Annotated in this window: 25 protein-coding genes; 10 read left to right on the top strand and 15 right to left on the bottom strand. The window is 69.1% G+C overall.

Going from position 1 to position 21,731, the window contains the following annotated elements; genetic code table 11:
* Positions 1-7 precede the first annotated feature (7 nt).
* Positions 8-1,288, top strand: coding sequence for a hypothetical protein (locus tag N5095_RS14765; protein WP_267623722.1), 1,281 nt, complete (start codon positions 8-10; stop codon positions 1,286-1,288).
* 40 nt (positions 1,289-1,328) lie between these two features.
* Here the strand turns inward: N5095_RS14765 and yqeC are convergent, their stop codons facing one another.
* Together yqeC and N5095_RS14775 are read right to left on the bottom strand one after the other, a co-directional pair.
* Entirely contained in the window at positions 1,329-2,063 is a 735-nt protein-coding gene (gene yqeC / locus N5095_RS14770) for a selenium cofactor biosynthesis protein YqeC (RefSeq protein ID WP_267623723.1), read from the bottom strand.
* 89 nt (positions 2,064-2,152) lie between these two features.
* On the bottom strand, positions 2,153-3,844 hold the full coding sequence (locus N5095_RS14775) for a hypothetical protein (protein WP_267623724.1): 1,692 nt from the start codon (positions 3,842-3,844) through the stop codon (positions 2,153-2,155).
* A gap of 183 nt (positions 3,845-4,027) precedes the next feature.
* On the opposite strand from N5095_RS14775, the gene N5095_RS14780 reads away from it, so the two are divergent.
* A complete protein-coding gene (locus tag N5095_RS14780) occupies positions 4,028-4,189 on the top strand; it encodes a hypothetical protein (protein ID WP_267623725.1) in 162 nt (53 codons plus the stop codon).
* A 22-nt stretch (positions 4,190-4,211) separates the two neighbouring features.
* Here N5095_RS14780 and N5095_RS14785 read toward each other — a convergent pair whose 3' ends face one another.
* From N5095_RS14785 to N5095_RS14800, 4 genes are all read right to left on the bottom strand, one after another.
* Positions 4,212-4,502, bottom strand: a complete 291-nt coding sequence (locus tag N5095_RS14785) for a hypothetical protein (protein ID WP_267623727.1) — start codon at positions 4,500-4,502, stop codon at positions 4,212-4,214.
* A gap of 300 nt (positions 4,503-4,802) precedes the next feature.
* Positions 4,803-5,522 carry a serine O-acetyltransferase gene (cysE, locus tag N5095_RS14790; protein WP_308203542.1) on the bottom strand — a complete coding sequence of 240 codons (720 nt, stop codon included), beginning with the start codon at positions 5,520-5,522 and terminating at the stop codon, positions 4,803-4,805.
* Between the two features lie 159 nt (positions 5,523-5,681).
* Positions 5,682-7,553 carry a formate/nitrite transporter family protein gene (locus N5095_RS14795; protein ID WP_267623730.1) on the bottom strand — a complete coding sequence of 624 codons (1,872 nt, stop codon included), beginning with the start codon at positions 7,551-7,553 and terminating at the stop codon, positions 5,682-5,684.
* 270 nt (positions 7,554-7,823) lie between these two features.
* Positions 7,824-9,170 carry an MGH1-like glycoside hydrolase domain-containing protein gene (locus tag N5095_RS14800; protein ID WP_267623731.1) on the bottom strand — a complete coding sequence of 449 codons (1,347 nt, stop codon included), beginning with the start codon at positions 9,168-9,170 and terminating at the stop codon, positions 7,824-7,826.
* A gap of 102 nt (positions 9,171-9,272) precedes the next feature.
* On the opposite strand from N5095_RS14800, the gene N5095_RS14805 reads away from it, so the two are divergent.
* Entirely contained in the window at positions 9,273-10,088 is an 816-nt protein-coding gene (locus N5095_RS14805) for an SDR family NAD(P)-dependent oxidoreductase (RefSeq protein ID WP_267623733.1), read from the top strand.
* A 7-nt stretch (positions 10,089-10,095) separates the two neighbouring features.
* Here N5095_RS14805 and N5095_RS14810 read toward each other — a convergent pair whose 3' ends face one another.
* Together N5095_RS14810 and N5095_RS14815 are read right to left on the bottom strand one after the other, a co-directional pair.
* Positions 10,096-11,133, bottom strand: coding sequence for a nicotinate-nucleotide--dimethylbenzimidazole phosphoribosyltransferase (locus N5095_RS14810; protein WP_267623735.1), 1,038 nt, complete (start codon positions 11,131-11,133; stop codon positions 10,096-10,098).
* Between the two features lie 136 nt (positions 11,134-11,269).
* The gene (locus N5095_RS14815; RefSeq protein ID WP_267623736.1) at positions 11,270-11,899 is read right to left on the bottom strand and encodes an HAD family hydrolase; all 630 of its coding nucleotides are present in this window, start codon (positions 11,897-11,899) and stop codon (positions 11,270-11,272) included.
* A gap of 164 nt (positions 11,900-12,063) precedes the next feature.
* Between N5095_RS14815 and N5095_RS14820 the strand changes: the two genes are divergently transcribed.
* Positions 12,064-12,975: an alpha/beta fold hydrolase gene (locus tag N5095_RS14820; protein ID WP_267623738.1), complete on the top strand. Its 912-nt coding sequence runs from the start codon at positions 12,064-12,066 to the stop codon at positions 12,973-12,975.
* A 37-nt stretch (positions 12,976-13,012) separates the two neighbouring features.
* Here N5095_RS14820 and N5095_RS14825 read toward each other — a convergent pair whose 3' ends face one another.
* The 6 genes from N5095_RS14825 to N5095_RS14850 all read right to left on the bottom strand — a co-directional run bounded on the left by N5095_RS14825 (position 13,013) and on the right by N5095_RS14850 (position 17,594).
* On the bottom strand, positions 13,013-14,074 hold the full coding sequence (locus tag N5095_RS14825) for a dipeptidase (protein ID WP_267623739.1): 1,062 nt from the start codon (positions 14,072-14,074) through the stop codon (positions 13,013-13,015).
* A gap of 104 nt (positions 14,075-14,178) precedes the next feature.
* Positions 14,179-14,382, bottom strand: coding sequence for a hypothetical protein (locus N5095_RS14830; protein WP_267623740.1), 204 nt, complete (start codon positions 14,380-14,382; stop codon positions 14,179-14,181).
* 117 nt (positions 14,383-14,499) lie between these two features.
* Positions 14,500-15,696 carry a M24 family metallopeptidase gene (locus N5095_RS14835; protein ID WP_267623741.1) on the bottom strand — a complete coding sequence of 399 codons (1,197 nt, stop codon included), beginning with the start codon at positions 15,694-15,696 and terminating at the stop codon, positions 14,500-14,502.
* A gap of 94 nt (positions 15,697-15,790) precedes the next feature.
* Complete coding sequence (locus tag N5095_RS14840; protein WP_267623742.1) at positions 15,791-15,952, bottom strand: hypothetical protein; 162 nt, start codon at positions 15,950-15,952, stop codon at positions 15,791-15,793.
* A gap of 63 nt (positions 15,953-16,015) precedes the next feature.
* Positions 16,016-16,726, bottom strand: coding sequence for a maleate cis-trans isomerase family protein (locus N5095_RS14845; protein ID WP_267623743.1), 711 nt, complete (start codon positions 16,724-16,726; stop codon positions 16,016-16,018).
* A gap of 490 nt (positions 16,727-17,216) precedes the next feature.
* Positions 17,217-17,594, bottom strand: coding sequence for a DUF5789 family protein (locus N5095_RS14850; protein WP_267623745.1), 378 nt, complete (start codon positions 17,592-17,594; stop codon positions 17,217-17,219).
* 163 nt (positions 17,595-17,757) lie between these two features.
* On the opposite strand from N5095_RS14850, the gene N5095_RS14855 reads away from it, so the two are divergent.
* From N5095_RS14855 to N5095_RS14870, 4 genes are all read left to right on the top strand, one after another.
* Positions 17,758-18,747, top strand: coding sequence for a ring-cleaving dioxygenase (locus tag N5095_RS14855; RefSeq protein ID WP_267623746.1), 990 nt, complete (start codon positions 17,758-17,760; stop codon positions 18,745-18,747).
* Between the two features lie 78 nt (positions 18,748-18,825).
* Positions 18,826-19,035, top strand: coding sequence for a YgaP family membrane protein (locus N5095_RS14860; RefSeq protein ID WP_267623747.1), 210 nt, complete (start codon positions 18,826-18,828; stop codon positions 19,033-19,035).
* Between the two features lie 101 nt (positions 19,036-19,136).
* Positions 19,137-19,370: a hypothetical protein gene (locus N5095_RS14865; RefSeq protein WP_267623749.1), complete on the top strand. Its 234-nt coding sequence runs from the start codon at positions 19,137-19,139 to the stop codon at positions 19,368-19,370.
* Positions 19,371-19,550: 180 nt separating this feature from the next.
* Entirely contained in the window at positions 19,551-19,745 is a 195-nt protein-coding gene (locus tag N5095_RS14870; protein WP_267623750.1) for a DUF8144 family membrane protein, read from the top strand.
* A gap of 119 nt (positions 19,746-19,864) precedes the next feature.
* On the opposite strand, the gene N5095_RS14875 is transcribed toward N5095_RS14870, so the two are convergent.
* The gene (locus N5095_RS14875; protein ID WP_267623751.1) at positions 19,865-20,305 is read right to left on the bottom strand and encodes a hypothetical protein; all 441 of its coding nucleotides are present in this window, start codon (positions 20,303-20,305) and stop codon (positions 19,865-19,867) included.
* Between the two features lie 205 nt (positions 20,306-20,510).
* Between N5095_RS14875 and N5095_RS14880 the strand changes: the two genes are divergently transcribed.
* Together N5095_RS14880 and N5095_RS14885 are read left to right on the top strand one after the other, a co-directional pair.
* Positions 20,511-20,720 (top strand): hypothetical protein, encoded by a 210-nt coding sequence (locus N5095_RS14880; RefSeq protein ID WP_267623752.1) that lies wholly within the window; start codon positions 20,511-20,513, stop codon positions 20,718-20,720.
* A 256-nt stretch (positions 20,721-20,976) separates the two neighbouring features.
* Complete coding sequence (locus N5095_RS14885; RefSeq protein ID WP_267623754.1) at positions 20,977-21,489, top strand: DUF21 domain-containing protein; 513 nt, start codon at positions 20,977-20,979, stop codon at positions 21,487-21,489.
* Positions 21,490-21,731 lie beyond the last annotated feature (242 nt).

Here is a 21,731-nt window from a genome sequence, read left to right on the forward strand (position 1 = left end):
CGGTCGAATGCTTCCCTCGCCGCTCGAGGCGGTCGCCGAATGGATACTCGTCGCGGTGCGATTCGTCGGCGGCGTCGGCTCGGTGACGCTGGCGGCCGCCCTCGTCTACCTCGTGCGCGACGCCTACGCCGACCGGCGCGACGCCGAGGCCGCACGCGAGCGGGGACTCGAACTGCAGGAGCGACAGACGAAGCTGTTGGCGGCGAGCCACGAGCCGGTCGTCCGCCGCGGGGCGTGGACCGAGCGGGCGCCGGACCAGCTGGCGGTCGAACTGACGAACCAGGGGTCGGGCGTCGCCCGCGACCTGCGGGTCACCGTCGACCTCGACGCCCCGAACGACGCCTACGAGGTGGGCGCCGCGGAACTCCCGCTGTACCGCCTCGACGAGAACGGCGTGGTCGACACGCAGGAGGCCGACCTCCGGGCGGACGAGACGGCGACGTTCGTCGCCCCGCTCGCCGTCGACCTCGACTCGACCGGCGCGTTCTCCGGCTCGACCTGTCCGTTCTCGGCCGCGGTCGAGAAACTGCGCTACACCGGGACGCGTGAGGCGTCCGTCGACGTGACTGTCGAGTACGGGAACGTCCTCGACGAGCGGACCGACCGGAGCGTCCTCTCGGGGTCGTTCACGTTGGTCGAGGGGCTCGACTTCCCGGCCGCGATGCGCCTGCGGACCGACGACGAGACGGTCGCGCGCTCGGACGCCGACGACGGACGCGACGCGCGGTTCTCGCGCTTCTCCCCCTCGCGACACATGAGCGGCGACGCGACGACGGTGCCGGAGGCGACGGTGTCGTACTTCACCGCCCCGGGACCCGGCCCCGACGAGTACACCCTCCGGGTCGGCGTCGACCTCTCCGACGCCGACCTGGTGACGTTCACCCGCGGCGACCGCGTCGTCGCGAGCGTCGACACCGGTACCGACGAGCCGGTGCCCGTCTGCGGCGGCGGGGCCGAGGAACCGGCGCTCGCCCACGGCGACCTGCTCCACGTCCACGCCGTCGTCGGCGGCAACGAGGTGGAGATAGACTGCTTCGCCGCGCCGGACGCGGTGGCACTCCCCCCGAGGGTCGGCCACACCGACCCCCCGACCGCCGTGGAACGGGGTGAACCGGTGGACACCAGCACGAGCGCACGGGACGGCAGTGCACGCGCCGTCTCCGACCGGACCGAAGCGTCGAACGCCGTCGTCGGTACCCGGCCGACGGCGTCGGAGACGGTCCACGAACCGGCGGCCGAGTCGCGGGAGCGAGGAGAGGCGAAGGTCGAACCCCACACCGACGACTGACGGCCGGGGTCCGAAGCGCCGAAGCCCGAACTGTCGGTTCCTATCGTTCGACCACGTCGACCAACGGCTCGGCCGCGGTCATCCGGGCCAGCACCACCCGCGGTACGTCCGCCCGGGCGAGCACCTCGTCGGCGACCTCGCGGGCGACCGTCTCCAACTCCTCGTCGTCGACCATGTTGACGAGCGGAATCGCGGTCGCACCCTCGGGGACGGCCTTCAGCCCGCCGTGTTCGCTCGCGAGCACGCGCGCGACGTGTTCCGACCGAATCTCGCCGCCGGGTTCGAGTCCGGCGACTTCGGCGACCAGCTCGGGCCGGTGGACCCGCTCCTCGGTGAGCGACTCGCCGACGACCCGCGCGCTCGCGACCGGCACGACGGTGTCCGCGGCGTCGGGGATTCGAGGCTCGCGCTCGTTCGGCGCCTTCAGCCACCGCGTCCGCGCGCCGTCCGCTTTGACGAGCACCGGCCCGTCGTGGGCGGCCGCGAGGCGGTCGACCGTCGCCGGGCCGTAGCCGCGGTAGCGGTCCTCGCGCTCGCGCTCCGGGACGAGTCCGAGCGGGAAGTCCGCGGGGCCGGCGTCGTCGAGGGCGACGACCGGGTCGTCGGCGACGACCACCCGGGAGACCTGCTCGTCGAAGATGGGGATGCGGACCGTCGCGGTGACGACCGCCCGGTCGAGCCGCGATGCGAGGACGTACAGCGTCGTCTTCTTGCCCCCGGCGCCGACGACGGCGAGGAGACCGGCGTCGGCCGCGAGAGCGTCGACGATGTCCATACTCGCGGATTCGGCCGGTGTCGACAAAAGCGCGCGGGGCCGGGCGTCTCGACCGACGAGGAGCCGACGCCGACCGTTCGGGGTGGTTGTCAGCGAGCGCTCGAGACGGTCGTCTCGCTCCCGCTCTCGACCTCACCGCCGGCGGCCGTTCCACCCTCGCCGCCGGCCTCGACCTCCGCCGACGCCGCGGAGACGTTCGGGGTGTCGGAGCCGGTCTCCTCGGTCTCGGGCGCGCCCGGCGTCCCGTCATCGGGGTCCGTCGCCGCTGCTCCGGAGCGGTACCACGCCGGTGCGGGCGCGGTCGTCTCCCCGACGTTGACGACCTCGACGGTCACGGTCACCGAGACGCCGGGGCGACCGGGGACGTCGTACGAGCGCCGGAGCGAGTGGACCAGTCCGCGTTCGTCGACGAGAGCGCTCCCGGTCGAGTTCTCTACGCCTAGCCACGGGTCGTCCGCGAGCGACAGCCAGTACAGCGTCCGCCCGTCGCGCTCGACGGTCTCGACGACGCCCGCCTCCCGGACCGACGTGAACCAGTCGACGTAGTTCTCGGCGCGCGACCGGAAGGGGTCGTCCGGCTCCGCGAAGTCGGACTGACCCGACCGTGCGTCACGCGGTTCGCCGTCGACTCCCCGCTCGACGCGGACGCTCCCGTTCGCGAACACCTCCTCGTCCGCGACCACTTGGACGGTGGCGGTAGGCTCACCCGCGCCGGTCACCGAGGAGACGTACCGCTCCGACCCCTCGACGCGGGCGACTTCCCGTCGAACGGCCGTGGGGCGACCGTCCCGGAACTCGCGGTGGGTGAGCACCAGCGTGTACGAGGTGTTTCCGAGGACCCGACCGTGGGCGGCCGCGAGCGCCCGCGCGTCGACGGCGTTCGGGGTGACACCCGGCGGCAGCGAGGCGTCCGAGTCGCCCCCCGTGAACGGCGCCGCGTCGTCGGGAGGGCTATCCGCGTCGTCGGGTGACTCCTCCGCGCCGCTGGCGGTCCGCGCGGGGTCTGTCGCCGACGCCGACCCCGCGCCCGTGCCGTCGACAGCGGACTGTGCGTCCGACGCGGCCGTCTCCGCCGACTCCGTGGTCGTCGTGCCCTCGTCGGCCGTCGACAGCGCCCCGTCCGGCGAACCGAGTGAGGGGAGTCCGAGACCACCCCCGCCGAGCACGGCGGCGACGACCGCGACGCCGACGAGGACTACGACGGCCTGCCGACGCCGGGAGGTGGGCACCCAGGGGCCCAGCGAGTCGGAGGTGCCGCGGAACGAACCCCGACTGGCCGCTTCGACATCGTCGGCCGCTTCGGCATCGTCGGGCCCTCCTCCCTCGTCGGGTCCCTCTGCCTCGACAGCCCCTCCGAGGTCGCCGGCCAATTCGGCATCGTCGGTCGAGTCGCCCGCGTCGGGGGGCGTCGCTCTGGGGTACTGCGTCGACCGGAGCGCCACGCCGAGGTGCGCCCTGACGAGTCGGTCGCCGGTCTCCGCGGGAAGCGCGTACAGAAGTAACCGTCGGAGGTCCGCCGGGTCGAGGAGCGCCTCGCCGTCGTACCGTCGGTCGTCGGAGTCCACGTCGTCGGCTTCACGCCGCTCGAAGTCCACGTCGACGACCCACGAGCGGCTCTCGACACCGTCGGCCGACGACTTCTCCGCGATACGGACGCGGGTGCCGTCGACCGACGCCGAGCGACCGCGGGCCCGCCACACCGCGGCGACGAACGCCGCCCGGTCGGGGAGCGAGAGCGCGGCAAGTCGCTCCCTGAACGCCGTCGACGACAACGGTGGCATGACCCACTCTCGGGACCGCACGGAGTAAGCGGTTTCCGCCGGGGCGGCGGGGCCGGGTCGGTCGCGCTCGGACCCGCGTTCGGCCGAGTCGGTCGTCCGCCGACTCCGCTCCCATCGACTCCGTCACCCGTCGCCGCCGGTGCCGTTATCTCCTCGCGGCGCGTCGGTCTCCCCCGACCCGAGATGACCGAACGCGGCTATCGATGTGGGGCCTGCAACGAGTTGCTCCGGACGACGGAGGACCTCCGGCGCCAACAGGGGGTAACCGGGTCGCGCTGGTTCTGTCGGTACTGCGGGACGTCCGTCCCGGGGATGGTCGGCGAGAAGCTGAAACACCGGGAGTGAGGCGGTCGCTCCGGGCCCGTGGTCAGTCCTCCGGGTCGGTGCCGAGGTTGACGCCGTAGCCGCGGACCTCCGCGGCCGTGATTCGCTCGGCGGAGACGCCCACCCCGTCCCCGTGAATTCCGGCCTCGAGGACGGCGCTGATTCGCCCCCGCGGCGCATCGCGTGGGAGCTGCGTAATCGCGTGAAGCGCCTCGTTGAACCGCTCACACCGGACACGGGCCTTACAGCGCGGACAGCCGGCGTCCGTATACGGGTACGCCGCGGAGACCTCGATTTCACACCCGCAGAACGGACAGTCGACTCGATAGCTCACGACTGCGGAGAGATTTTCAGCTTGTGGCCCGTCTCCCGTCCGTGTTCGGTGACGACTTCCCCGGGGAGTCTCGCGTCCCCCCGATACACCACCGTGGAGAACCGGCACTCGGTACAGACGACTTCGACCGTTCCACGATTATGTGCTGACACGCGGTCGTTCCCTCATCACGGTACTCCGATTCAGGCAATCACGGTAGAGGGTTCCGCCTCATCACCCAAGGGTGCGTCCGAAATCTAACGTGTTCGAAGCGGAGTGAAGAGGTCGACGGAGAAGCCGTACCGGTCGCTCCGACGGCGGTTAGGGCTCCGAACCGCCGTCGCCCAACCGCGCCTCGAACTCCGGGACGGTCTCCTGGCAGTCGCCGACGAGTTCGGCGGGGTTGCCGATGGCGGTGCAGTGGGGCGGCACGGAGTCGAGGACGACCGAGGCGGCGCCGACTTTCGCCTGCCGGCCGATGGTGATGGGGCCGAGGAGGGTCGCACCGGCGCCGATGGTGACCCCGTCCTCGATAGTCGGGTGGCGCTTCTCGCGTTTCATCGAGTCGCCGCCGAGCGTGACCCCGTGATACAGCATCACGTCGTCGCCGATTTCGGTCGTCTCGCCGATGACGACGCCGTTCCCGTGGTCGACGAAGAAGCGGCGGCCGATCTCGGCGCCGGGGTGAATCTCGATGCCCGTCGCGAAGCGGGAGAGGTGCGAGAGACCGCGCGCGAGTAGCGTGTGGTCTCGCTCCCAGAACGCGTGAGCCAGCCGGTGAGCCCAGACGGCGTGGAGGCCGGGGTAGAAGAGCAACACCTCGAGCGACGAGCGGGCGGCGGGGTCCTTCGAAAGCGCCGTCCGGACGTCCTCGCGGATCCGGTCGAGCAGTCCCATGGCCACCCGTAGGACGGTCGAGGCAAAAGTGCTACTGGATGCGGATGCGTCGTCCCCGTCCCTGGTCGCACGCACGCCCCGAACGCGACTCTCGTCCCGTATCTCGAGGGGGCGAACCGTCCGCGAGCGCCGTCGCCGCCACACGTCTGTTGCTGACGTTCTTCGTCACGTCGGCGGACCCGGGGTCGCTCGTCGTCGAAGGAGTCGGCACCCGGGTGGACTACTCGGAGCGCAGTCGCACCTCCGGTCGAGGCCGCCGGGAGCGGCGTCGTTCGGCCCCCAACGATGCGACTGACGTCGGCGTCACTCGTCGGAAGCCTCGACGTGGTCGGTGCTGGCTGGCTCCCGGGCGCCGTTTCGGAACGCCATCGCGGGGTGGCGTTCCCGGGTCCGGGAACCGAACAGCCGGTCGCGCAGCGACCGCTTGGAGGCGCGCTCGGCCAGCAACACCGAGCAGTCCACGTGGTTGACCACGTCCAGATGGAGCGAGTTCTGCACCAACCGGGACAGCATCCCCTGTTCTGTCGCGCCGAGCATGAGCATCGTGCTGTCGCCGGCCGCTCCGACGATGGCCTCCTCGACGTCGCCCGAGCGGACGGTGATAGTCGCGTCCGTCAGGCCGTGCTCGGCGGCCCACTCCCTGAGGAACGCCTCGCCCGCGCGTTCGTCCGTCTCGTCGCCGACGACGTGGAGCAGTTCGACCTTCGCGTTCGCCACCTCCTGAAGCGCCCGGGCGACCTCCGCGTTCAGGTCGGAGTCGGGCCCGCCGGCGGTCGGCAGGAGGATTCGCGACGGGTCGAGACCGCGGTCGTTGGCCACGAGGAAGTCACAGGGCAGCTGGTTGGTCAGCTCGGCGAGCGGTCTCTCGGCGCGGGCCGAACTCCACAGCCCCTCCTCGTCCCAGCCGATGAGCGCCAGGTCGGGACTCGTCCGCCGGGCCAGCGTGAATATCTCCTCGAAGGAACGCGGGGTGACCACGGTCGAGGTCTCCAGGGTGACGTCGTACTTGGTGCCGATTCGACGGGTATCCTCCAGCAGTCGCTCGGAGTTACGCCGGATGCGGTCCTGCTGGACCCGCTCCGTGTTCGAGGACCAGCGCCGGGGCGCCTGAACGACGTGGACGACGTGGACTTTCCCCTTCTTCTGACGGCTGGCCAGCTGGCAGGCCAGCCGCACTACCTCGGTTTCGGTCCGCGGGTTGGCGATGGGTACCAGAATCCGGTAGGTCTCCGGGTCGCGGACGATCTCCTCGACGGTGTCGATCACCGGAACGTACGAGCGACCGGCCAGCGAGCCTACCAACCACTCCCGCGGCGTGAGCCGACGGACGTCCTGAAACCGGGGAATCTGGAGGCGCCGGTCGGAGGTCTGGTAGTAGTTCACAACCGTCACCAGTACGATTCCGCCGAGCGTGTTTCCGAGCAGCACCGGAAGGACGAACCCGAATAGCGCGGGAACCGGGTTCGCCCCGGTGACCAGCGCCAGGTAGACGACCTCGGTGAAGGAGACCACCACGTGGTACAGGTTCCCCAGCGGGATGGCCAGGAACGCCAGGTACACGACGACCAGCTTGGAGATGGTGTCCCGGGCGGCGAAGCTGATCCACACCACGCCGGCGACTATCAGCCCGGCGAAGGCCGCCTTGACGAACAGGGCGGAGGCGGGGGTGGCGATGCCCTTCTCGGCGAACCCGACCGCCACCGCCGCGGTGGCGTCGTCGAATACGCCGCCGTAGGCCAGCGCGAGCGCTCCGAGTCCGCCGCCAAGGAAGTTCCCCGCGAGCACGATGGACCAGTGACGAAACAGCGTGGGAATCGAGACCAACCGCTCCAGTGTCAGCGCCACCGGCGGCAGCGTGTTCTCCGTGTACAGCTGGTAGCCGCCGATGATGATGTAGATGAACCCCAACGGGTACAGCAGGACGCCGCCGATCTCGGAGTCCGTAGCGGCGGTCACCGAGGCGTAGAGCAGGAACGTGATGGTAATCGCGAAGCCGGCCGCGAGCGCGCTGAAGAACAGCTCTCGCACCCCGGAGGTGACCTCGTGGTCGGCGTCCGTGACGACCCGCTGATACACTTGGTCGGTGGATAACTGGTCCGCGAGCACGTCGTCCTCGTCCCCGTGAGCAGATTCAGCCTCGTCGGCGAGCGTAGAGTTGGCGTCCGAGTCGACCATTCAGTGGGTGCTCTTCCCGGCGAAGCCGAAAGTAGCTTACCACCTGTCCTCCACCCGGTGTCGACGTCCCCGGAGTTCGACCCTGGGCTCGACCCGTCGGCGTCGCGGGCGGACGCCTCGCCGCTCTCTACGTCCCTCCGGTGACGACGTCGGTACTCGCCGCGACTCGTCGGCGCGGCCCGGACGCTCCCTTCACGTACTGGGACGCCGACTGCCGCGTCGCCGACCGATTCGATATCGTGCCTATTAGTTTATTGGACTGACTGTACTTCAATCTGTTAGATCGAGATACAGCGCCGCAGTCCACGAGAACCGGTCGCTCCCGCGTCCCTCCCCCGTCTCCGGCGAGAAGTACTCCCGAAACCCCTCGCGCTCGACGAGCGAGACGGTGTCGCGCTCGATTCGCGACGCGAGGTCGGCGGCGCCGTATCGTCGGAGCCCGTCGGCGAGGAGCCAGTTCGTGTTGACCCACACCGGGCCGCGCCAGTAGCGGTCGAGGTCCATCCCCTCGCCGACGTAGGAGGGGCAGGCGCGTTCGTAGGAGAGGAAGTTCTCGCTGAGGTTCGTCCGAACTGCCTCGAACTGCCCCTGGTCGGGGAGACCGCCGAACGTCGAGACCAGCCCGGCGACGGAGTTCGCCGGGAGCCGACGCTCGCCGACGCGGTCGTAGGAGACGAACGTTCCGAGCGCCGGACTCCACAGCCGGTCACGACAGGCTTCCCGCGTCGATTCGGCCTGCTCGCGCCAGCGGTCGGCCGCGTCGACGCCGGCCGCGCCCTCCTCACCGAGCGCGTCGAGTTCGTCGTACATCCCCCCGAGGTCCGCACAGGCGCGGGCGAATATCGCGTTCGTCAGGACGTCCTCGACGACGAACGGGCACACCTCCCGCAGGCGGACCTCGTCCCAATCGAAGGCCCGACCCTGTCGGACGAGCGCGACGTACCGGTCGTAGTCCCAGTCGGTCGGGCGCTGGTCGGCGAGCGACTCCGACTTCCGGTCCTCGCGGGCGTAGTCGAGGTCGTCGACGCCCGGGAGGTCGAGCGGTTCGAAGGACTCGAGGACCGGCGTCCACGCCGGCGAGTCGTCCATCCCGGTCGCCCATGGGTGGCGGACGTAGACGACGTCGCCGTCGTCGGAGCGCTCGCGGAGCCACCACGAGAGGAACGCGTCGAGTGCGGGAACGACGGCGTCGAGGAACGCTTCGGCCGCCGACCCCCCTCGTTGACGCCGTAGCGCATCGGCTACCCGGCGCGCCGCCGGAACGACCATCGGGGGCTGAGTGATACCGCTGGTCCGGACGCGGTCGGACCCGGCGCCCCACTCGTCGGGACCGGGGAAGTAGCCCGTCGCGTCCGTCCAGAAGGCGATCTGTGGGACCATCCCGTTCGCCCACTGTGCGTCGAGGAGCGTCCGAATCTCCGTCGCGGCGGCGTCGGGGTCGGCGCTCGCGAGGCCCGCCGCGACGAACGCCGAATCCCAGTTCCACTGGAAGGGGTACAGCGTCGCGGAGGGAATCGTGTACCCCTCGCGGCGGTTCGCCCGCAGGACGGCGAGCGCCGCCTCGCGGCGCGCTTGGGTGTCGTCTCCGGTCGGCGGCGTGTCGGCGTCGTCGGTCATGAGTGGGCCGACGCGGCGCGGTCGATTCGGGTTTTCGGTCCGGAAGCGTGTCAACCTCGAACCACACCCGGGTTTCTTGCTCGGGCGACGCCAACTCGGCCCATGCGACTGGACGACGAGACGGTACTCGTGACGGGCGGCGCCTCGGGAATCGGACGCGCGACGGCGGCGCGGTGTGCCGACCTCGGCGCGCACGTCGTCGTCACCGACGTGGACGAGTCCGGTGGAACGGAGACGGTCGACCGCATCGCCGGGGTCGACGCCCGAAAGGGCGGAGCCGACGCCGGAAGGGGCGGAGCCGACGCCGGGGAGGAGGGGAGCGCCGAGTTCCGCCCACTCGACGTGACCGACCGTGAGGCGTTCGAGTCGGTCGTCGACGACGTGGCCGCGGAGCGGGGACTCGACGCCCTCGTGAACAACGCCGGCGTCGGCCACCTCCCGGCGCCCGTGGAGGGAATCGACGACGCGGCCCGCGAACGCGTGCTCGACGTGAACGTCCGCGGCGTCTGGAACGGCTGTGCGGCGGCGCTTCCGGTCATGAAGGCGCAGGGCTCCGGGGCCATCGTCAACGTGGCCTCGCTGGCTGGCGTCGTCGGGAGCCCGCACCTGGGTGCTTACTCGCTGTCGAAGGGCGCCGTCGTCAACTTCACTCGGACGGTCGCCGCCGAGGCGGGCGGTCACGGCGTGCGAGCCAACGCGGTCTGTCCGGGGTTCGTCGAGGGGGGCCTCGGTGCGCAGTTCTTCGAGACGTTCGACGACCCCGAGGCGGCAAAGCGGCAGATGGTCGCCGACTACGCGCTGGAGCGACTGGGGACCGTCGAAGAGGTCGCCGACGCGGTCTGTTATCTCGCCAGCGACGCCGCCTCGTTCGTCACGGGCGAGGCGCTGATGGTCGACGGCGGCTACTCGATGCAGTAAGTGTCGGTCACCGGAGCGCGGCGAGGAGGTCCACGCTCTCGCGAGCGACCTCGTCCAGCACGTCGGCGTGCGCCGCGAGCGCGAGCGCGCCGCCCATCAGCGACCCCTCCTTCATCTCGCCGGCGGCGAAGCGAGCCAGCGCGGCCGGGCCGCGACTGCCGGCCCCGCCGCCCCCGTCGGGCACCGGTTCGGTCGGCTCGTCGAGGTCGACGAGCGCGTCGAACCCCGGGTCGGTGACGCGCACGTCGGCGTCGAACCCGGCGGCGGCCTCTGTGAAGTCGGGAACCGCGTCGGCGAGGTACCGCGTCGTCGCCAGCGAGAGCCGGCCGTCCACGTCGGCGTGGCGGACCAGCGCGGCGACCGCGAGCATCTGGGTGCCGCCCCCGAGGAGGACGCGTTTGTCGGTCTCGAGCGCCCCGACGACGAGGCCGGCGACGACGGGTAAGGTGGGGTCGCCCATCGCTTCGACGGCGGTCGTGGGCTCGCCGGCCGCGTCCCCGGGTGCGAGGCCGCTCGCGTCGAGCCCCTTCGCGACGACCGAGCGCTTGAGTTCGATGGGGTTCCGCGACAGCGAGGAGGAGACCGGGGCGTCCTCGTCAAGGGCGCGCAGGACCCCCATCGCCGTCGTCGTCCCGCCCGGAACCGTCTCGCCGATGACCAGCCGGCGGTCCGGGAGCCGCGAGCCGAGCCGGCGCCCACCCACGAACAGCGCCGAGGCGTTCGAGACGGCCGTCGCCTCCCTGATGTCCCGGCCGGGCGTCGCCCCGACGGCAACCGTCGGCGCCGCGGTCGGCTTCCCGATGCCGGCGTCGACGACGGTACACTCAACGTTCACGAGTTCGCGCACCGCCCGAGTGACGAGCGCCGGCGACGGACAGCCGCCGGGCGTCCGCGGCAGTGACGGCGCCTCCACGAGTCGGCCGTAGCTCACCAGTTCGGCGTCGGCACTCGGCGTGTGCGTCGCCTCCGCCGGCGAGGCGCCCGCCGCGCTGATGCCGTCGATTCGGGCCGTCTCCGTGTTCCCCGCCACGAGTACTAGGCGCATGTGAGTCAGGTCCCCTCCCGGCGACCGGTCGACGGTCGCCGAAGCTACCGACCGGTCGGTCTCCTGATGAATAAACCCGGTGGTCGTGGCGGCCGGGTCGGCCGGGTCGGCCGTGGAGGGCGACGCGCCCGCCGGGTCAGTCCGTGTCGAACCGTTCCGGACGACGGGCCAGCGCCGCGAGCGAGGTGTCGGCGAGGTCGACGAACCGACCGCCGGCGTCGACGACCCCGTCGTCTCCCCGCCCGACGACGCCGACGTGGACCAGGTCCGCGGGGTCGACGGCGAGTCGACGGGCCAGCGTCTCGAACGCCCGGGGGTCGGGTTTCTCCCAGCCGGAGCCGACGCTCGTGACGACCGCGTCGAAGTCCGTGCGCGAGAACTCGGCGCGGACGAGCACCCGTCCGACGGTCTCGGGCGCCGGCGCGTCCGCGAGCAGACCGACCGGGCCGCGCTCGCGGGCGGCCTTGACGGCCTCGACCGCGCCGGGTCTGGTCCGAACCGCCGGGTCGAAGGCGGAGACCGCCGCCCGGCGCGGGGCGTTGTTCGGCGCTTCGACGCCCCGGCTCCGGAGTGCGTGGGCGACGTGGGCCGGGAGCGGGACCGTCGCGCCCGCGGGGGCGTCGACGTGCGTTTCGTCGTAGGCCGCCTGCCAGTCGTCGGGGACCGGGACGCCGAGCCGGTCGAGTTCGTCGGCGACCGCCGCCGCCGGGTCGGTCGGGAGGTCGGCGTCGACGAGGGTGTCGAAGAGGCCGAACGAGACTGCCATGGTGGGCCGATGGGCGGGTGAGGGCGTGTAGGTGTCGGTGTCGGTGTGTCGGCGTGCTCGGCTACGGGTGGGTTCGTGGCGGCGCGTGTCCGCCGGCCCACTCCGAACCTGACAGCCGACGGAACGGCGATGCCGTGAATACGCCTCCTGTCCAACACTAGCGCATGACCACCGCGAACCTCGCTCTCGACCTCCCACAGGGCCGACTCCACTACCGCGACCTCGGCGAGGGCGACCCGGTCGTCTTCGTCCACGGGGTCCTCACCAACGGCGACCTCTGGCGCAACGTCGTCCCGCGGGTGGCGGAGACTCACCGCGTGCTCGCCCCCGAACTCCCCCTCGGCGCCCACTCCGAGGCGATGGACCGCGAGGCGGACCTCTCGCCGCCCGGGCTCGTCCGCCTGCTCGCCGACTTCCTCGACGCGCTCGATATCGACCGTGCGACGTTCGTCGGCGTCGACACCGGCGGCGCCCTCTGCCAGTTGTTCCTCGCGGCGTTTCCCGACCGCGTCGAGCGACTCGTCCTCGGTAACTGCGACGCGTTCGACAACTTCCTGCCGGCCCCGTTCCGCCCGCTCCAGTACGCCGCGCGCGCGCCGGGCGTCGTCTCCCTCTTCGGGCGGGCGCTCGGCGTCGACCCGCTCCGGCGGGCGGTAGCCGCGACGGTCGCGCGACACCACCTCAGCGACGTCGTCGCCGACTCCTACTTCGGACCCGTGAGCCGCGACGCGGGCGTCCGGCGCGACCTGCGGAAGGTGCTCGCCGGCATCAGTGCCGGCTACACCGTCGGCGCGGCGACGCGCTTCGAGACGTTCGAGCGCCCCGTCCTCCTCGTCTGGGCGCCCGAAGACCGGCTGTTCCCGGTCGCTCACGCGGTCCGGATGCGCGACCTCTTCCCGGACGCGCGGCTCGAACTCGTCGCCGACTCGCGGGCCCTGATTCCGGAGGACCGCCCCGACGCGTTCACCGACCTGCTCCTCGGGTTCCTCGGCGAGGCGCCGGCCCGGGCCGAGGCGCCGGACGCGGACCCCGACGCCGACTCACCGGAGCCGACCCGCGGGCCGACGGCTCCCTGAGTCCGGTTCGCTTCTCCGCACCCCATGTCTGCTCCCGCTACCCGCCGAGCGTCGCCTCCAGCACGCGGAGCCAGTTCCCGTGGGCGATTCGCTCGCGCTCGCGCCGGGTGAACCCTCGGTCGGCCAGCGCCTCGAAGAGGCGGGGGAGCCCCGTCACGTCGCCCACCGACTCCGGAACCGTCGCCCCGTCGAAGTCCGAGCCGAGCGCGACGCCCTCGACGCCGATTCGCTCGGCGACGTACGCCACGTGGTCGACGACGGTCGCGAGGGGGGTGTCGGGTTCCTGCTCCCCGTCGGGGCGGAGCCCCTCCACCGCGAAGGAGACGCCGACGACCCCGTCCGAGTCGCCGACGGCGTCGATGGTCGCGTCGGAGACGTTGCGAGCCGAGGGACAGATGCCGTGGACGCCGGCGTGAGACACCACGAGCGGCGCCTCCGAGACGCGGGCCACGTCGCGGACCCCCGCCTCGTCGAGGTGTGCGCAGTCGACGACGATGCCTCGCTCGTTGCAGGCGCGGACCAGCGCCTCGCCGCGGTCGGTGAGGCCCGGCCCCGAATCGGGCGACGCCGGGTACCTGAACGGTGCGCCGTGTGCGAAGGCGTTCTCGCGCGCCCACGTGAGCCCTATCGAGCGTACCCCGCGCCCGTAGAGGGCGTCGAGGTTCGACAGGTCGGGTGCCACGGGGTCGGCGCCTTCGAGATGCGGGAGGGCGGCGACCGGCCCGTCGGGGTCGGAGAGGCACGACTCGATTTCGCTCGCCGACTCGACGACTCGAAGGGCGCCCTCGGACGCGGCTTCGAGCCGGTGGAGTCGGTCGAGCAGGTCGTTCGCGTACCGGCGGGCGTAGTCGGGGGCCAGCGGCGGGGGGAACGGGACGTCGTACCCGTCGTCGGTGCGGACGAGTTCGTGGGTGACCTCGCTGGGGACGAACATCGCGAAACAGCCGCCGGCGAACCCGCCCTCGCGGGCTCGCGGGAGGTCGATGTGTCCGGCGTCGCTCCGCCCGAAGAACGAGCGCCCGCCGCCGCGCTCGTCGAGGTGGAGGTCGAGCAGCGTGTCGTTGTGCCCGTCGAACACCGGCGGTGGGGAGGCGGTCATCCCCGGAGTCGACGGCGTGGGCGGAGAAGAAGGTCGGGGAGGGCGGAGCCACACGTCGGACACGACCACCACGCCGACACACCGCCGGAGTCGACGCCACCGTGTTACTGCGCTCGCGGCGGACGGTCGGCGGGAGCCAACTCGACGTGGTGGCCCGTCCGCTCGAAGTGTGTCAGGACAGCGTCCGTGACCTCGGTCGCTTCCGCCGCCTCTGCCGGGGACACCCCGTTCGAACTCCCGCCGTCGGCACGCACGCCCTCGGCGGAGGTCCACGAGCACTCTCGGCACACGAACACGGGGTCGACCATCTCGGGTTCCGGAACGCCGTCGAGAGAGATAGACGTTTCTGCCGGTTGCCACGTGTGAGACGGGCGAGACGAAGAGTCGGATTCGGCGGTGAGTCGGCGCCGACCGTGCGCGACGGCTCACCGAATCACGTTCGACTGCAGGTCCCGAGGGTAGTGTGTCAGACGCTCCACGCCGTCCTCGGTGACCGCCACCGTGTCGGAGTGGCGGTAGCCCGCCTCGTCGGTGTAGAGGCCGGGTTCGATAGTGTACACGTGGCCGGGTTCAATCACGGCCTCGGCGGGGTCGCCGAACGCCTCGCAGTGCTCACCCCACCCTCGGTCGAGGTACGGCGGTTCGTGCGCCCCGAGACCGATGTTGTGGCCGACGTGGTGGCGCGCGAGGTTCGCGACGCCCTGCTCCTCGAAGTACTCCCGGACGACCTCGTCGACGTGTGCGACCGGCACGTCGGGGCCGAGCGCGTCGATGGCGAGGCGCTGGGCCTCGAGCATCAGCGAGAAGTAGTGTTCGTCCTCGTCGCTCGGCTCGCCGACGAACATGGTGCGTTCGAGTTCGGAGTAGTAGCCGTCGACGTTCGCGGTGGCGCCCGTTATCAGCACGTCACCCTCGAAGAGGCGCTCGTTCGGCGTGTGTCCGTGGGGAAGTCGCGTCTCCTCGCCCGAGACGTAGCCGGCGAACACCGGCCCGTCGCCCCGAGTGCGGACCGCGTAGCGGTCGCCGAGCGCGTCGAGCATGGCGCGGGAGGCGTCGGTCGTCGCGCGCTGGGAGACGGTGACGGGGTGCGCGCCGACCTCGGTGTAGTCGGTGAGGTAGCGGTGGCCGAGGTTCGCCCACGTCGCCGACTCGCGAATCAGGTCGACCTCGGCGTCGGACTTCGCCCAGCGCATCCGTGGAACCCAGTCGACGGTGTCGACGACGACGCCGGCCGCCGCGGAGAGTGAGGGCCCCTCGTACCCCATCACGCCAGGCGCGCCGTCGCCGTCGGCGACGACCGCGTCGGCGTCGAGGCCGGCGAGCGTCTCTCCGAGCACCCCTATCGGGTCGCCGCCGGGGTAGTCGAAGTAGTCGTGGACGGCGTCGATTCGGGGGTTGTCGGCGACGCGCTCGACCTCGAGGCGCGGGACGACGAGGTCGACCCGCTCCGGGGTCACGACGAGCGCGACGGGGCGCTCGGTCTGGATGTGGTGGAACCCGGAGAGGTACTCGACGCTGGTGGCGTCGAACAGGACGAGCGCGTCCGCGCCGGCTTCGACGAGACGGCGGCGGACGGCGGCGAGACGGTCGTCGAACGCGGCGTCGGGAACGGAGGCGACCATGACGGGTCTTCGACGGGCGGGCTAATAGGGCCGTGGTGGCTCACGGACGTCGGGGCGTGCGGTGGCTCACGGACGCCACGGCGCGTGTGGTAGCTCAGTACGACTCGGCGAGCACGGAGACGACCCGTTCCCGGGGAATCGTCGCAATCGGCTCGTCCTCGGCGTCGTAGCAGACGAGTTCGGTTTCGAACTCCTCGTAGGCGTCACAGCGGACGGTTCGCTCGCGGTCGTCGGCGGTTCGGTAGGTGACCTTCACACCCGTACGGAGGCGCCGTGAGGGCATGAACGCGCGCTCGACGGGGTTCCCGAACGCTGCCGGCTACCACTCGAACAGCCGTCCGAGCCCCACGTCGCGCCCGTCGACGCCGAGCGTTCGGAGCGCGTCCCACAGCGTCGCCGCGTTGCTGGAGACGACGGGGAGCCCGAGGTCACGCTCCAGCGTCTGGAGGACCTCGACGGTGCGGTAGTTGGTACAGGAGACGAAGACGGCGTCGGCCTCGTCGGTCGGGAGTTCGCGGGCGCGCCGGTACACCGACTCGGGGGGCTCCCGGCCGATGTCGGTGTTCGCCTCGATGCCGAGTCCCTCGATAGCGACGACGTCGAAGCCGGCGTCCTCGAGAAAGGTCTCCTCGCGCGCGACGAGGTCGTCGACGTAGGGGGTGGTGACGGCCACGCGGTCGACGCCGAGATGCTCCAGCGCCCGGACGACCGACGCCGCCGTCGCGACCGCCGGGGCGTCCGCCGCCGCCGAGACCCTGTCCTCTATCTCCCGGTCGTACCCCGGCCCGTGGACGAGGCTCCCGGTCGTACAGCCGTAGGCGACGGCGTCGACGTCGGCGGTGGCGAGCAGGGAGCCACAGCGCTCGGCCTCGTCGGCCATCGCCGACAGCGCGTCGGCGTCGACGGATTCGAGGCGCATCCGGGCAGCGTGCAGGGAGACCCCGTCGGGGAGATGCGCCCGGAACTCCGGTTCGTTCGTCGTGTTCGAGGAGGGGACGATGAGCCCCAGCCGTCCGCGCCAGCCGTACATGGTTCGGGCGCGATTCGTGACGGAGGGGCTTAGGAGTAGGGTGAGTCGAGGTGCGATTCGCCGGGGAGGGACGGACGACACTCGGCCGAACAGCCGGCGGCGGCGCTCCATCGAACAGCGGGCGAGCGACGCTCGGCACATCAGCCGACAACGACGCTCGGTCCGTCAGCCGTCACGGGTGGGGCTCCGGAAGGGGCCGGTCGCTCGCCGTCGCTCGCGACGTAAGCACCGCAGGTGAGCGACCGGAGGGAGCGAGCCGAGGCGCGTGGTTCGAGAGAGCTTCGCTCTCTCGTCATCACGAAAGGCCGGCTCTGCCGGCCTTTCGAACGACAGCGAGTCGAGCGGCGGCGAGCACCGGGAGAGCAAATCTCTCCCGAACTCACGGACGCGAAGCGTCCGTGAACGGCCGGGGGCTTCCGAGGGTCACCACCGACTCCACCGACTCCACCGACTCCACCGACTCAATTCACAAAAACCCAAACCCCGAAAGCTACGGTTTCTCGACGTCGTCCGCGTAGTCGCCCTCGACCTCCGAGAGCTCCTGGACGTCGCGCTCCTCGTTGTACTCACCCATGCTGTCCCCCCCGGCCTGTCCGGAGAGTTCGTTGTAGAGCGCCTCGCGGACCTCTTGGGGGGACTCGAACTCCTTGCGCTCGGTCATGCGGTCGAAGACGCTCCCCAGCGACTCGGTCTCGTTGACCATGTCGAGGGGTTGGTCGGCGTACTCCGTGGCGAGTTCCTCGGTCGTGACGGGGAACTTTCGGCCCTCTAAGCCCAGCACCGTCTCGTCGAGGATGTGCTCGACGGTGTCGGCCCGCTCGCTCTTTCGCTCTCCCATCCGGTCCTGCGCGCGGTCCTTGTCTGGCATTGGCCCGAGATTGGGCCGCGACAGGCAAGGATGTAGTGGCCGGCGACTCCCGCCGGTGCTGACGCCGCCGCCGCCCTGGCCGAGGAGTGGCGGGGACGACGCGGCCACCCGGTTACACTCGTGTCGCCGGATACTCAAGACGGTCGGGTGCCTACTGTGAGACATGGTCGACCTCAACCCGACACCGGGCATCCACCACGTCACCTGCGTCGCCGGCGACCCCCAGCGAAACCTCGACTTCTGGGTCGAGACGCTGGGCCTGCGCCTCGTCAAGCGCTCCATCAACCAGGACGACCCCAGCACGTACCACTTCTTCGTCGCCGACGCGGAGGGGACCCCTGGGACGAGCATGACGTTCTTCCCGTGGGAGGATATGAAACAAGGGAAGGTCGGCACCGGGCAGGTCTCCCGAACCGCCTTCCGCGTCCCCGAGGGGAGTCTCGACTACTGGGAGGAGCGCTTCGACGAGTACGGCGTCGACTACGACGCGAGAGTGGAACGCTTCGGCGAGACCGTCCTCCCCTTCCGCGACCCGGACGGTCTCCCGGTCGAACTCGTCGAGGTCGACATCGGCGACGACGACCCGACCGTCCCGTGGACGGAGTTCGTCCCCGAGGAGTCCGCGATTCGGGGGTTCCACTCGGTGACGCTGTGGCTCGCCGACCCCGAGCCGTCGATGGACCTCCTCCGAACGATGGGGCTCGAAGAGGTCGGCACCGAGGAAGCACAGGGCGACGCGCCCGGCGACGAGCGCACCCGCTTCGCCGCGAACGGCACCGTCGGGAAGTACGTCGACGTGCTCCCGACCATCGAGAGCGGTCGACAGGGCCACGGGACGGTCCACCACGTCGCCTTCCAGACGCCCACCGACGACGACCAGATGGCGATGCGCGAGGCAGTCAGTTCGAAGGGCCTGCGCCCGACGCAGCAGATAAACCGCCACTGGTTCCGGTCGGTGTACTTCCGCGAGTTCGGCGGCGTGCTGTTCGAACTCGCGACGAAGGACCCCGGGTACACCAGCGACGAACCGCTCGACGACCTCGGCGGGCGACTCGTCCTTCCCGGGGAGTTCGAGGCCCGCCGCGAGGAAATCGAAGCCAACCTGACCGACGTGACGGTACCGCGGGCGGAACCGGTCGAGGCCGACGACTGAGGGCGGCGGGTCGCCCGTCTCGCCAGTCGCGGCCGACCAGGGAGAAGAGCCAAACCGCGGGCGCCCCTGCGTGCTCACATGGACATCGAACGGAACGTGGGCGGTCGGGACCGACTTCTCCGAGCGGTGCTCGCGGTCGTCCTCTCGGTCGCGACGGTGAGTGCGCTCCGGAGCGGGAACCGGGTCGCAGGGCTGTTGTTCGCGACGGGCGCGCTCGGACTCGGAGTCAACGCGGTGACCTGCTTCTGCGGGCTGAACCGGGCGCTCGGCATCGACACGAGCGAGTGAGGCCTCGCGGGGCTTTTTTCACGGCGACATAGTCGACTCAGCCCCTAAGGAGGTGCCGCAAGTCTGGTATGTGCTGGAGTAGTCCCATCATACGACTGCGTATGGACAATGTCCTTGTTCGCGCCGATGCGTGGCTCTGGCACCTGCTCAACGTCTCTGTCGGTGCCGCCGTTTTTCTTGTTACTATCCTCTATGTCACGCCCGGGACGTTCTCGCTCGAGCTTCCAATTGGCGGCGTAGACCCGTTTTACGCCCTCGTTCTCCTATCGGTGCTCTACTTCGGTTGGGCCGTAGCTGACTTGTGGCGGTGGTACACCGGAGGCGATGTGTTGTAACGAAGGAACGCCCTGAGTCGAGGAGCCGAGTTAGTCCGAACCGCGCTGGGGGGAACATCCATTCTTCCGACCCCGTTCAGCGTGAGTCAGCATCCAGAGTCGTGCCGCGAGTCTCTTCCAATTTGCTCGGAAGATTTCCCTCCAGAAAGGCTATACCAAGAGGTAGAATACTGTCATCTAATGGCTGAAGAACCCGCCGAGCAAATGATTGAGGACTGGAAGACGGGGGCGTTCTTTCTCCTTCTCTGTGTCGTAGCCGCCTTCTTTTCGAGTCTACTTCTCGTTTTGTTGCTCGGTCCGTTCGTGGGATTCCTCGGATTCTTTCTTGGAGGGGTGGGGATGTTCCTCCTGATTTCTCGCAAGCTCTACGGATGAGACACGCTCTGCCTCTAAGAGCCGAGTCAATCCGACCGCCGCTGGAAGGAACACCCTTTGTTTCGACCGGGTTCGACGTGAGTCAGCTGTTAGAGTCGTGCCGCGTGTAGCGGATGGATTCAGCGATTGATGGAGTCACATCCTTGGAGCAAGACAAATAAGGGTGATTCTGGCCAATCGCCAGTTACGACAGCAACGCTGTAACATTCATCCTCAGAACCTCTGGAAGCGTCGATCGTGGCAGCTCTCCAATCGCTGTTGGGCACCTTTGCTCGAACAGTCCACCTCTGAGCCTTCGGGTTATCTCGCCACTCGGTGACGGTGACTTGCGGACGTTCTTCTTCGGTTCCCGGTTCGAGATGGTGCGTCGATTGATGAATGATAGAACCATTGCGGGCGACTTCGAGCGAAACCCCAAACGTGTCTGCAACGCTGTTCGCGAGCGTTACTGCTTCGAGACTGTCCGTTCGCAATCCAAGCTCAGCTTCCAGGGTTGCACACCCTGCTGCTGAGGTGAGCGTCGACGTACCGAGTGCCGCGAGGACCTGACGGCGCTTCATGCATACGACTCCCTAACCCCAATACAAGTACTTTCTTACAGAGTGAAATGTGACACACGCTCTGACTTCTGGAACTGAGTCAGCTCAACCACCGCTGGAAGAAGCCACCTTTCTTCCGACCGGACTCAGCGTCAGTCAGCTCCTAGAGTCGTGCCGCAAGTCTCTCGTCGGACATGTTATATTGGATTAGTTTAATCAATCTGTAATGAACTTGCTCTTGGTTCTGTTTGGACTCGGATTGGCTGCTCTTGGAGGATATGGTGTCGTACATCCGCAGAGAATAGTAAATATTGGTGCGAAAGCTCATTTTGAAGACTCTACACTATCCGAGCGTGGAGAACTCGTACAGCGAGGCAAAGGAGCGATTGTCGTCCTTCTTGGAATGATAACTATTTTCACTGGGCTCATAGTGTAACAATTGCCACATGCAACGCTCTGTCTTCTGGAGCCGAGTCAGTTCAGACCACGCTGGAAGAAATCTGGTTTGTTGCGCCTGTAATTGGCGTGACTCAGCTCCTATAGATGTGCCGCGTATTCTGGATTCGTCGCGACTCAGCACCAGCAATCGTGCTACGAATCCCCTACATACGAGTCACGCTTTCGACTCCCGACTCGATACGGGCTTTCCCGGCAGCCGTCGGCTTTTTTCGTTGCACTCGCAAAAGGGGAATATGATAGACCTGCTGTCGATAGTCGGCGTTGGGGCGGTGGTGTTTCTTCTGTTGTGCAGCGCTTTCTTCTCCAGTTCCGAAACCGCGATTTTCTCGTTGTCTCCGGATTGGGTCGACGAACAGACGAAGGACTCTCACTCCGAAGCGCTCGTTCTCAAGGAACTGTACGACGACCCGCATCGCCTGCTGGTGACGCTGTTAGTCGGAAACAACATCGTCAATGTAGCGATTTCGAGCATCGTGACCGTTCTCATCGCACGTTTCCTTCCCGCCGGGTCTACTATCGCCGTAACGACCCTTCTCACCAGCTTTCTGCTGTTAGTGTTCGGAGAGATAGTTCCGAAGTCGTTCGGCCTCGCGAACGCGGAACGGTGGTCACTGGTCGTCTCGAAACCGGTTCGGTCCGTCGAACGTCTACTCTCACCGCTTATTACGCTGTTCGATTGGATCACTCGTCGTCTGAACGCGCTTATCAGCCTCGAAGACGCCATCGAAAAGCCATATCTGAAGTAACGAGCACTCGGGTCCCTTCGGATTATCCGAGAACCCGCTGGACTCAATCCGTCCACAGACGCTCTGTCTGCAGGTGCTGAGCCAGCCGGACCGACGCTGAAAGAAACGACCGTTCTTCGGACCGGACTCGGCGTGACTCGGCTCCTAAAGAGGTATCGCACGTCCAACGACACGACTTCTGCCAGATTGGGTGCAGACCATCTACGACCTGCTGCATACAGAGCGCATATTTCGCAACCCGG

This window comes from Halobium salinum (assembly GCF_026586625.1).
Lineage (GTDB): Archaea > Halobacteriota > Halobacteria > Halobacteriales > Haloferacaceae > Halobium > Halobium salinum.

What these genes read in the sequence shown, in the direction of transcription:
- N5095_RS14855 (WP_267623746.1), top strand. Translation starts at nt 17,758, where the DNA reads ATGGTCGACCTCAACCCGACACCGGGCATCCACCACGTCACCTGCGTC.
- N5095_RS14805 (WP_267623733.1), top strand. Translation starts at nt 9,273, where the DNA reads ATGCGACTGGACGACGAGACGGTACTCGTGACGGGCGGCGCCTCGGGA.
- N5095_RS14835 (WP_267623741.1), bottom strand. Translation starts at nt 15,696, where the DNA reads ATGGTCGCCTCCGTTCCCGACGCCGCGTTCGACGACCGTCTCGCCGCC.
- N5095_RS14850 (WP_267623745.1), bottom strand. Translation starts at nt 17,594, where the DNA reads ATGCCAGACAAGGACCGCGCGCAGGACCGGATGGGAGAGCGAAAGAGC.
- N5095_RS14765 (WP_267623722.1), top strand. Translation starts at nt 8, where the DNA reads ATGCTTCCCTCGCCGCTCGAGGCGGTCGCCGAATGGATACTCGTCGCG.
- yqeC (WP_267623723.1), bottom strand. Translation starts at nt 2,063, where the DNA reads ATGGACATCGTCGACGCTCTCGCGGCCGACGCCGGTCTCCTCGCCGTC.
- N5095_RS14825 (WP_267623739.1), bottom strand. Translation starts at nt 14,074, where the DNA reads ATGACCGCCTCCCCACCGCCGGTGTTCGACGGGCACAACGACACGCTG.
- N5095_RS14815 (WP_267623736.1), bottom strand. Translation starts at nt 11,899, where the DNA reads ATGGCAGTCTCGTTCGGCCTCTTCGACACCCTCGTCGACGCCGACCTC.
- N5095_RS14820 (WP_267623738.1), top strand. Translation starts at nt 12,064, where the DNA reads ATGACCACCGCGAACCTCGCTCTCGACCTCCCACAGGGCCGACTCCAC.
- N5095_RS14845 (WP_267623743.1), bottom strand. Translation starts at nt 16,726, where the DNA reads ATGTACGGCTGGCGCGGACGGCTGGGGCTCATCGTCCCCTCCTCGAAC.
- N5095_RS14880 (WP_267623752.1), top strand. Translation starts at nt 20,511, where the DNA reads ATGAACTTGCTCTTGGTTCTGTTTGGACTCGGATTGGCTGCTCTTGGA.
- N5095_RS14775 (WP_267623724.1), bottom strand. Translation starts at nt 3,844, where the DNA reads ATGCCACCGTTGTCGTCGACGGCGTTCAGGGAGCGACTTGCCGCGCTC.
- N5095_RS14795 (WP_267623730.1), bottom strand. Translation starts at nt 7,553, where the DNA reads ATGGTCGACTCGGACGCCAACTCTACGCTCGCCGACGAGGCTGAATCT.
- N5095_RS14885 (WP_267623754.1), top strand. Translation starts at nt 20,977, where the DNA reads ATGATAGACCTGCTGTCGATAGTCGGCGTTGGGGCGGTGGTGTTTCTT.
- N5095_RS14780 (WP_267623725.1), top strand. Translation starts at nt 4,028, where the DNA reads ATGACCGAACGCGGCTATCGATGTGGGGCCTGCAACGAGTTGCTCCGG.
- N5095_RS14810 (WP_267623735.1), bottom strand. Translation starts at nt 11,133, where the DNA reads ATGCGCCTAGTACTCGTGGCGGGGAACACGGAGACGGCCCGAATCGAC.
- N5095_RS14875 (WP_267623751.1), bottom strand. Translation starts at nt 20,305, where the DNA reads ATGAAGCGCCGTCAGGTCCTCGCGGCACTCGGTACGTCGACGCTCACC.
- N5095_RS14860 (WP_267623747.1), top strand. Translation starts at nt 18,826, where the DNA reads ATGGACATCGAACGGAACGTGGGCGGTCGGGACCGACTTCTCCGAGCG.
- N5095_RS14865 (WP_267623749.1), top strand. Translation starts at nt 19,137, where the DNA reads ATGGACAATGTCCTTGTTCGCGCCGATGCGTGGCTCTGGCACCTGCTC.
- N5095_RS14870 (WP_267623750.1), top strand. Translation starts at nt 19,551, where the DNA reads ATGGCTGAAGAACCCGCCGAGCAAATGATTGAGGACTGGAAGACGGGG.
- N5095_RS14800 (WP_267623731.1), bottom strand. Translation starts at nt 9,170, where the DNA reads ATGACCGACGACGCCGACACGCCGCCGACCGGAGACGACACCCAAGCG.
- N5095_RS14830 (WP_267623740.1), bottom strand. Translation starts at nt 14,382, where the DNA reads ATGGTCGACCCCGTGTTCGTGTGCCGAGAGTGCTCGTGGACCTCCGCC.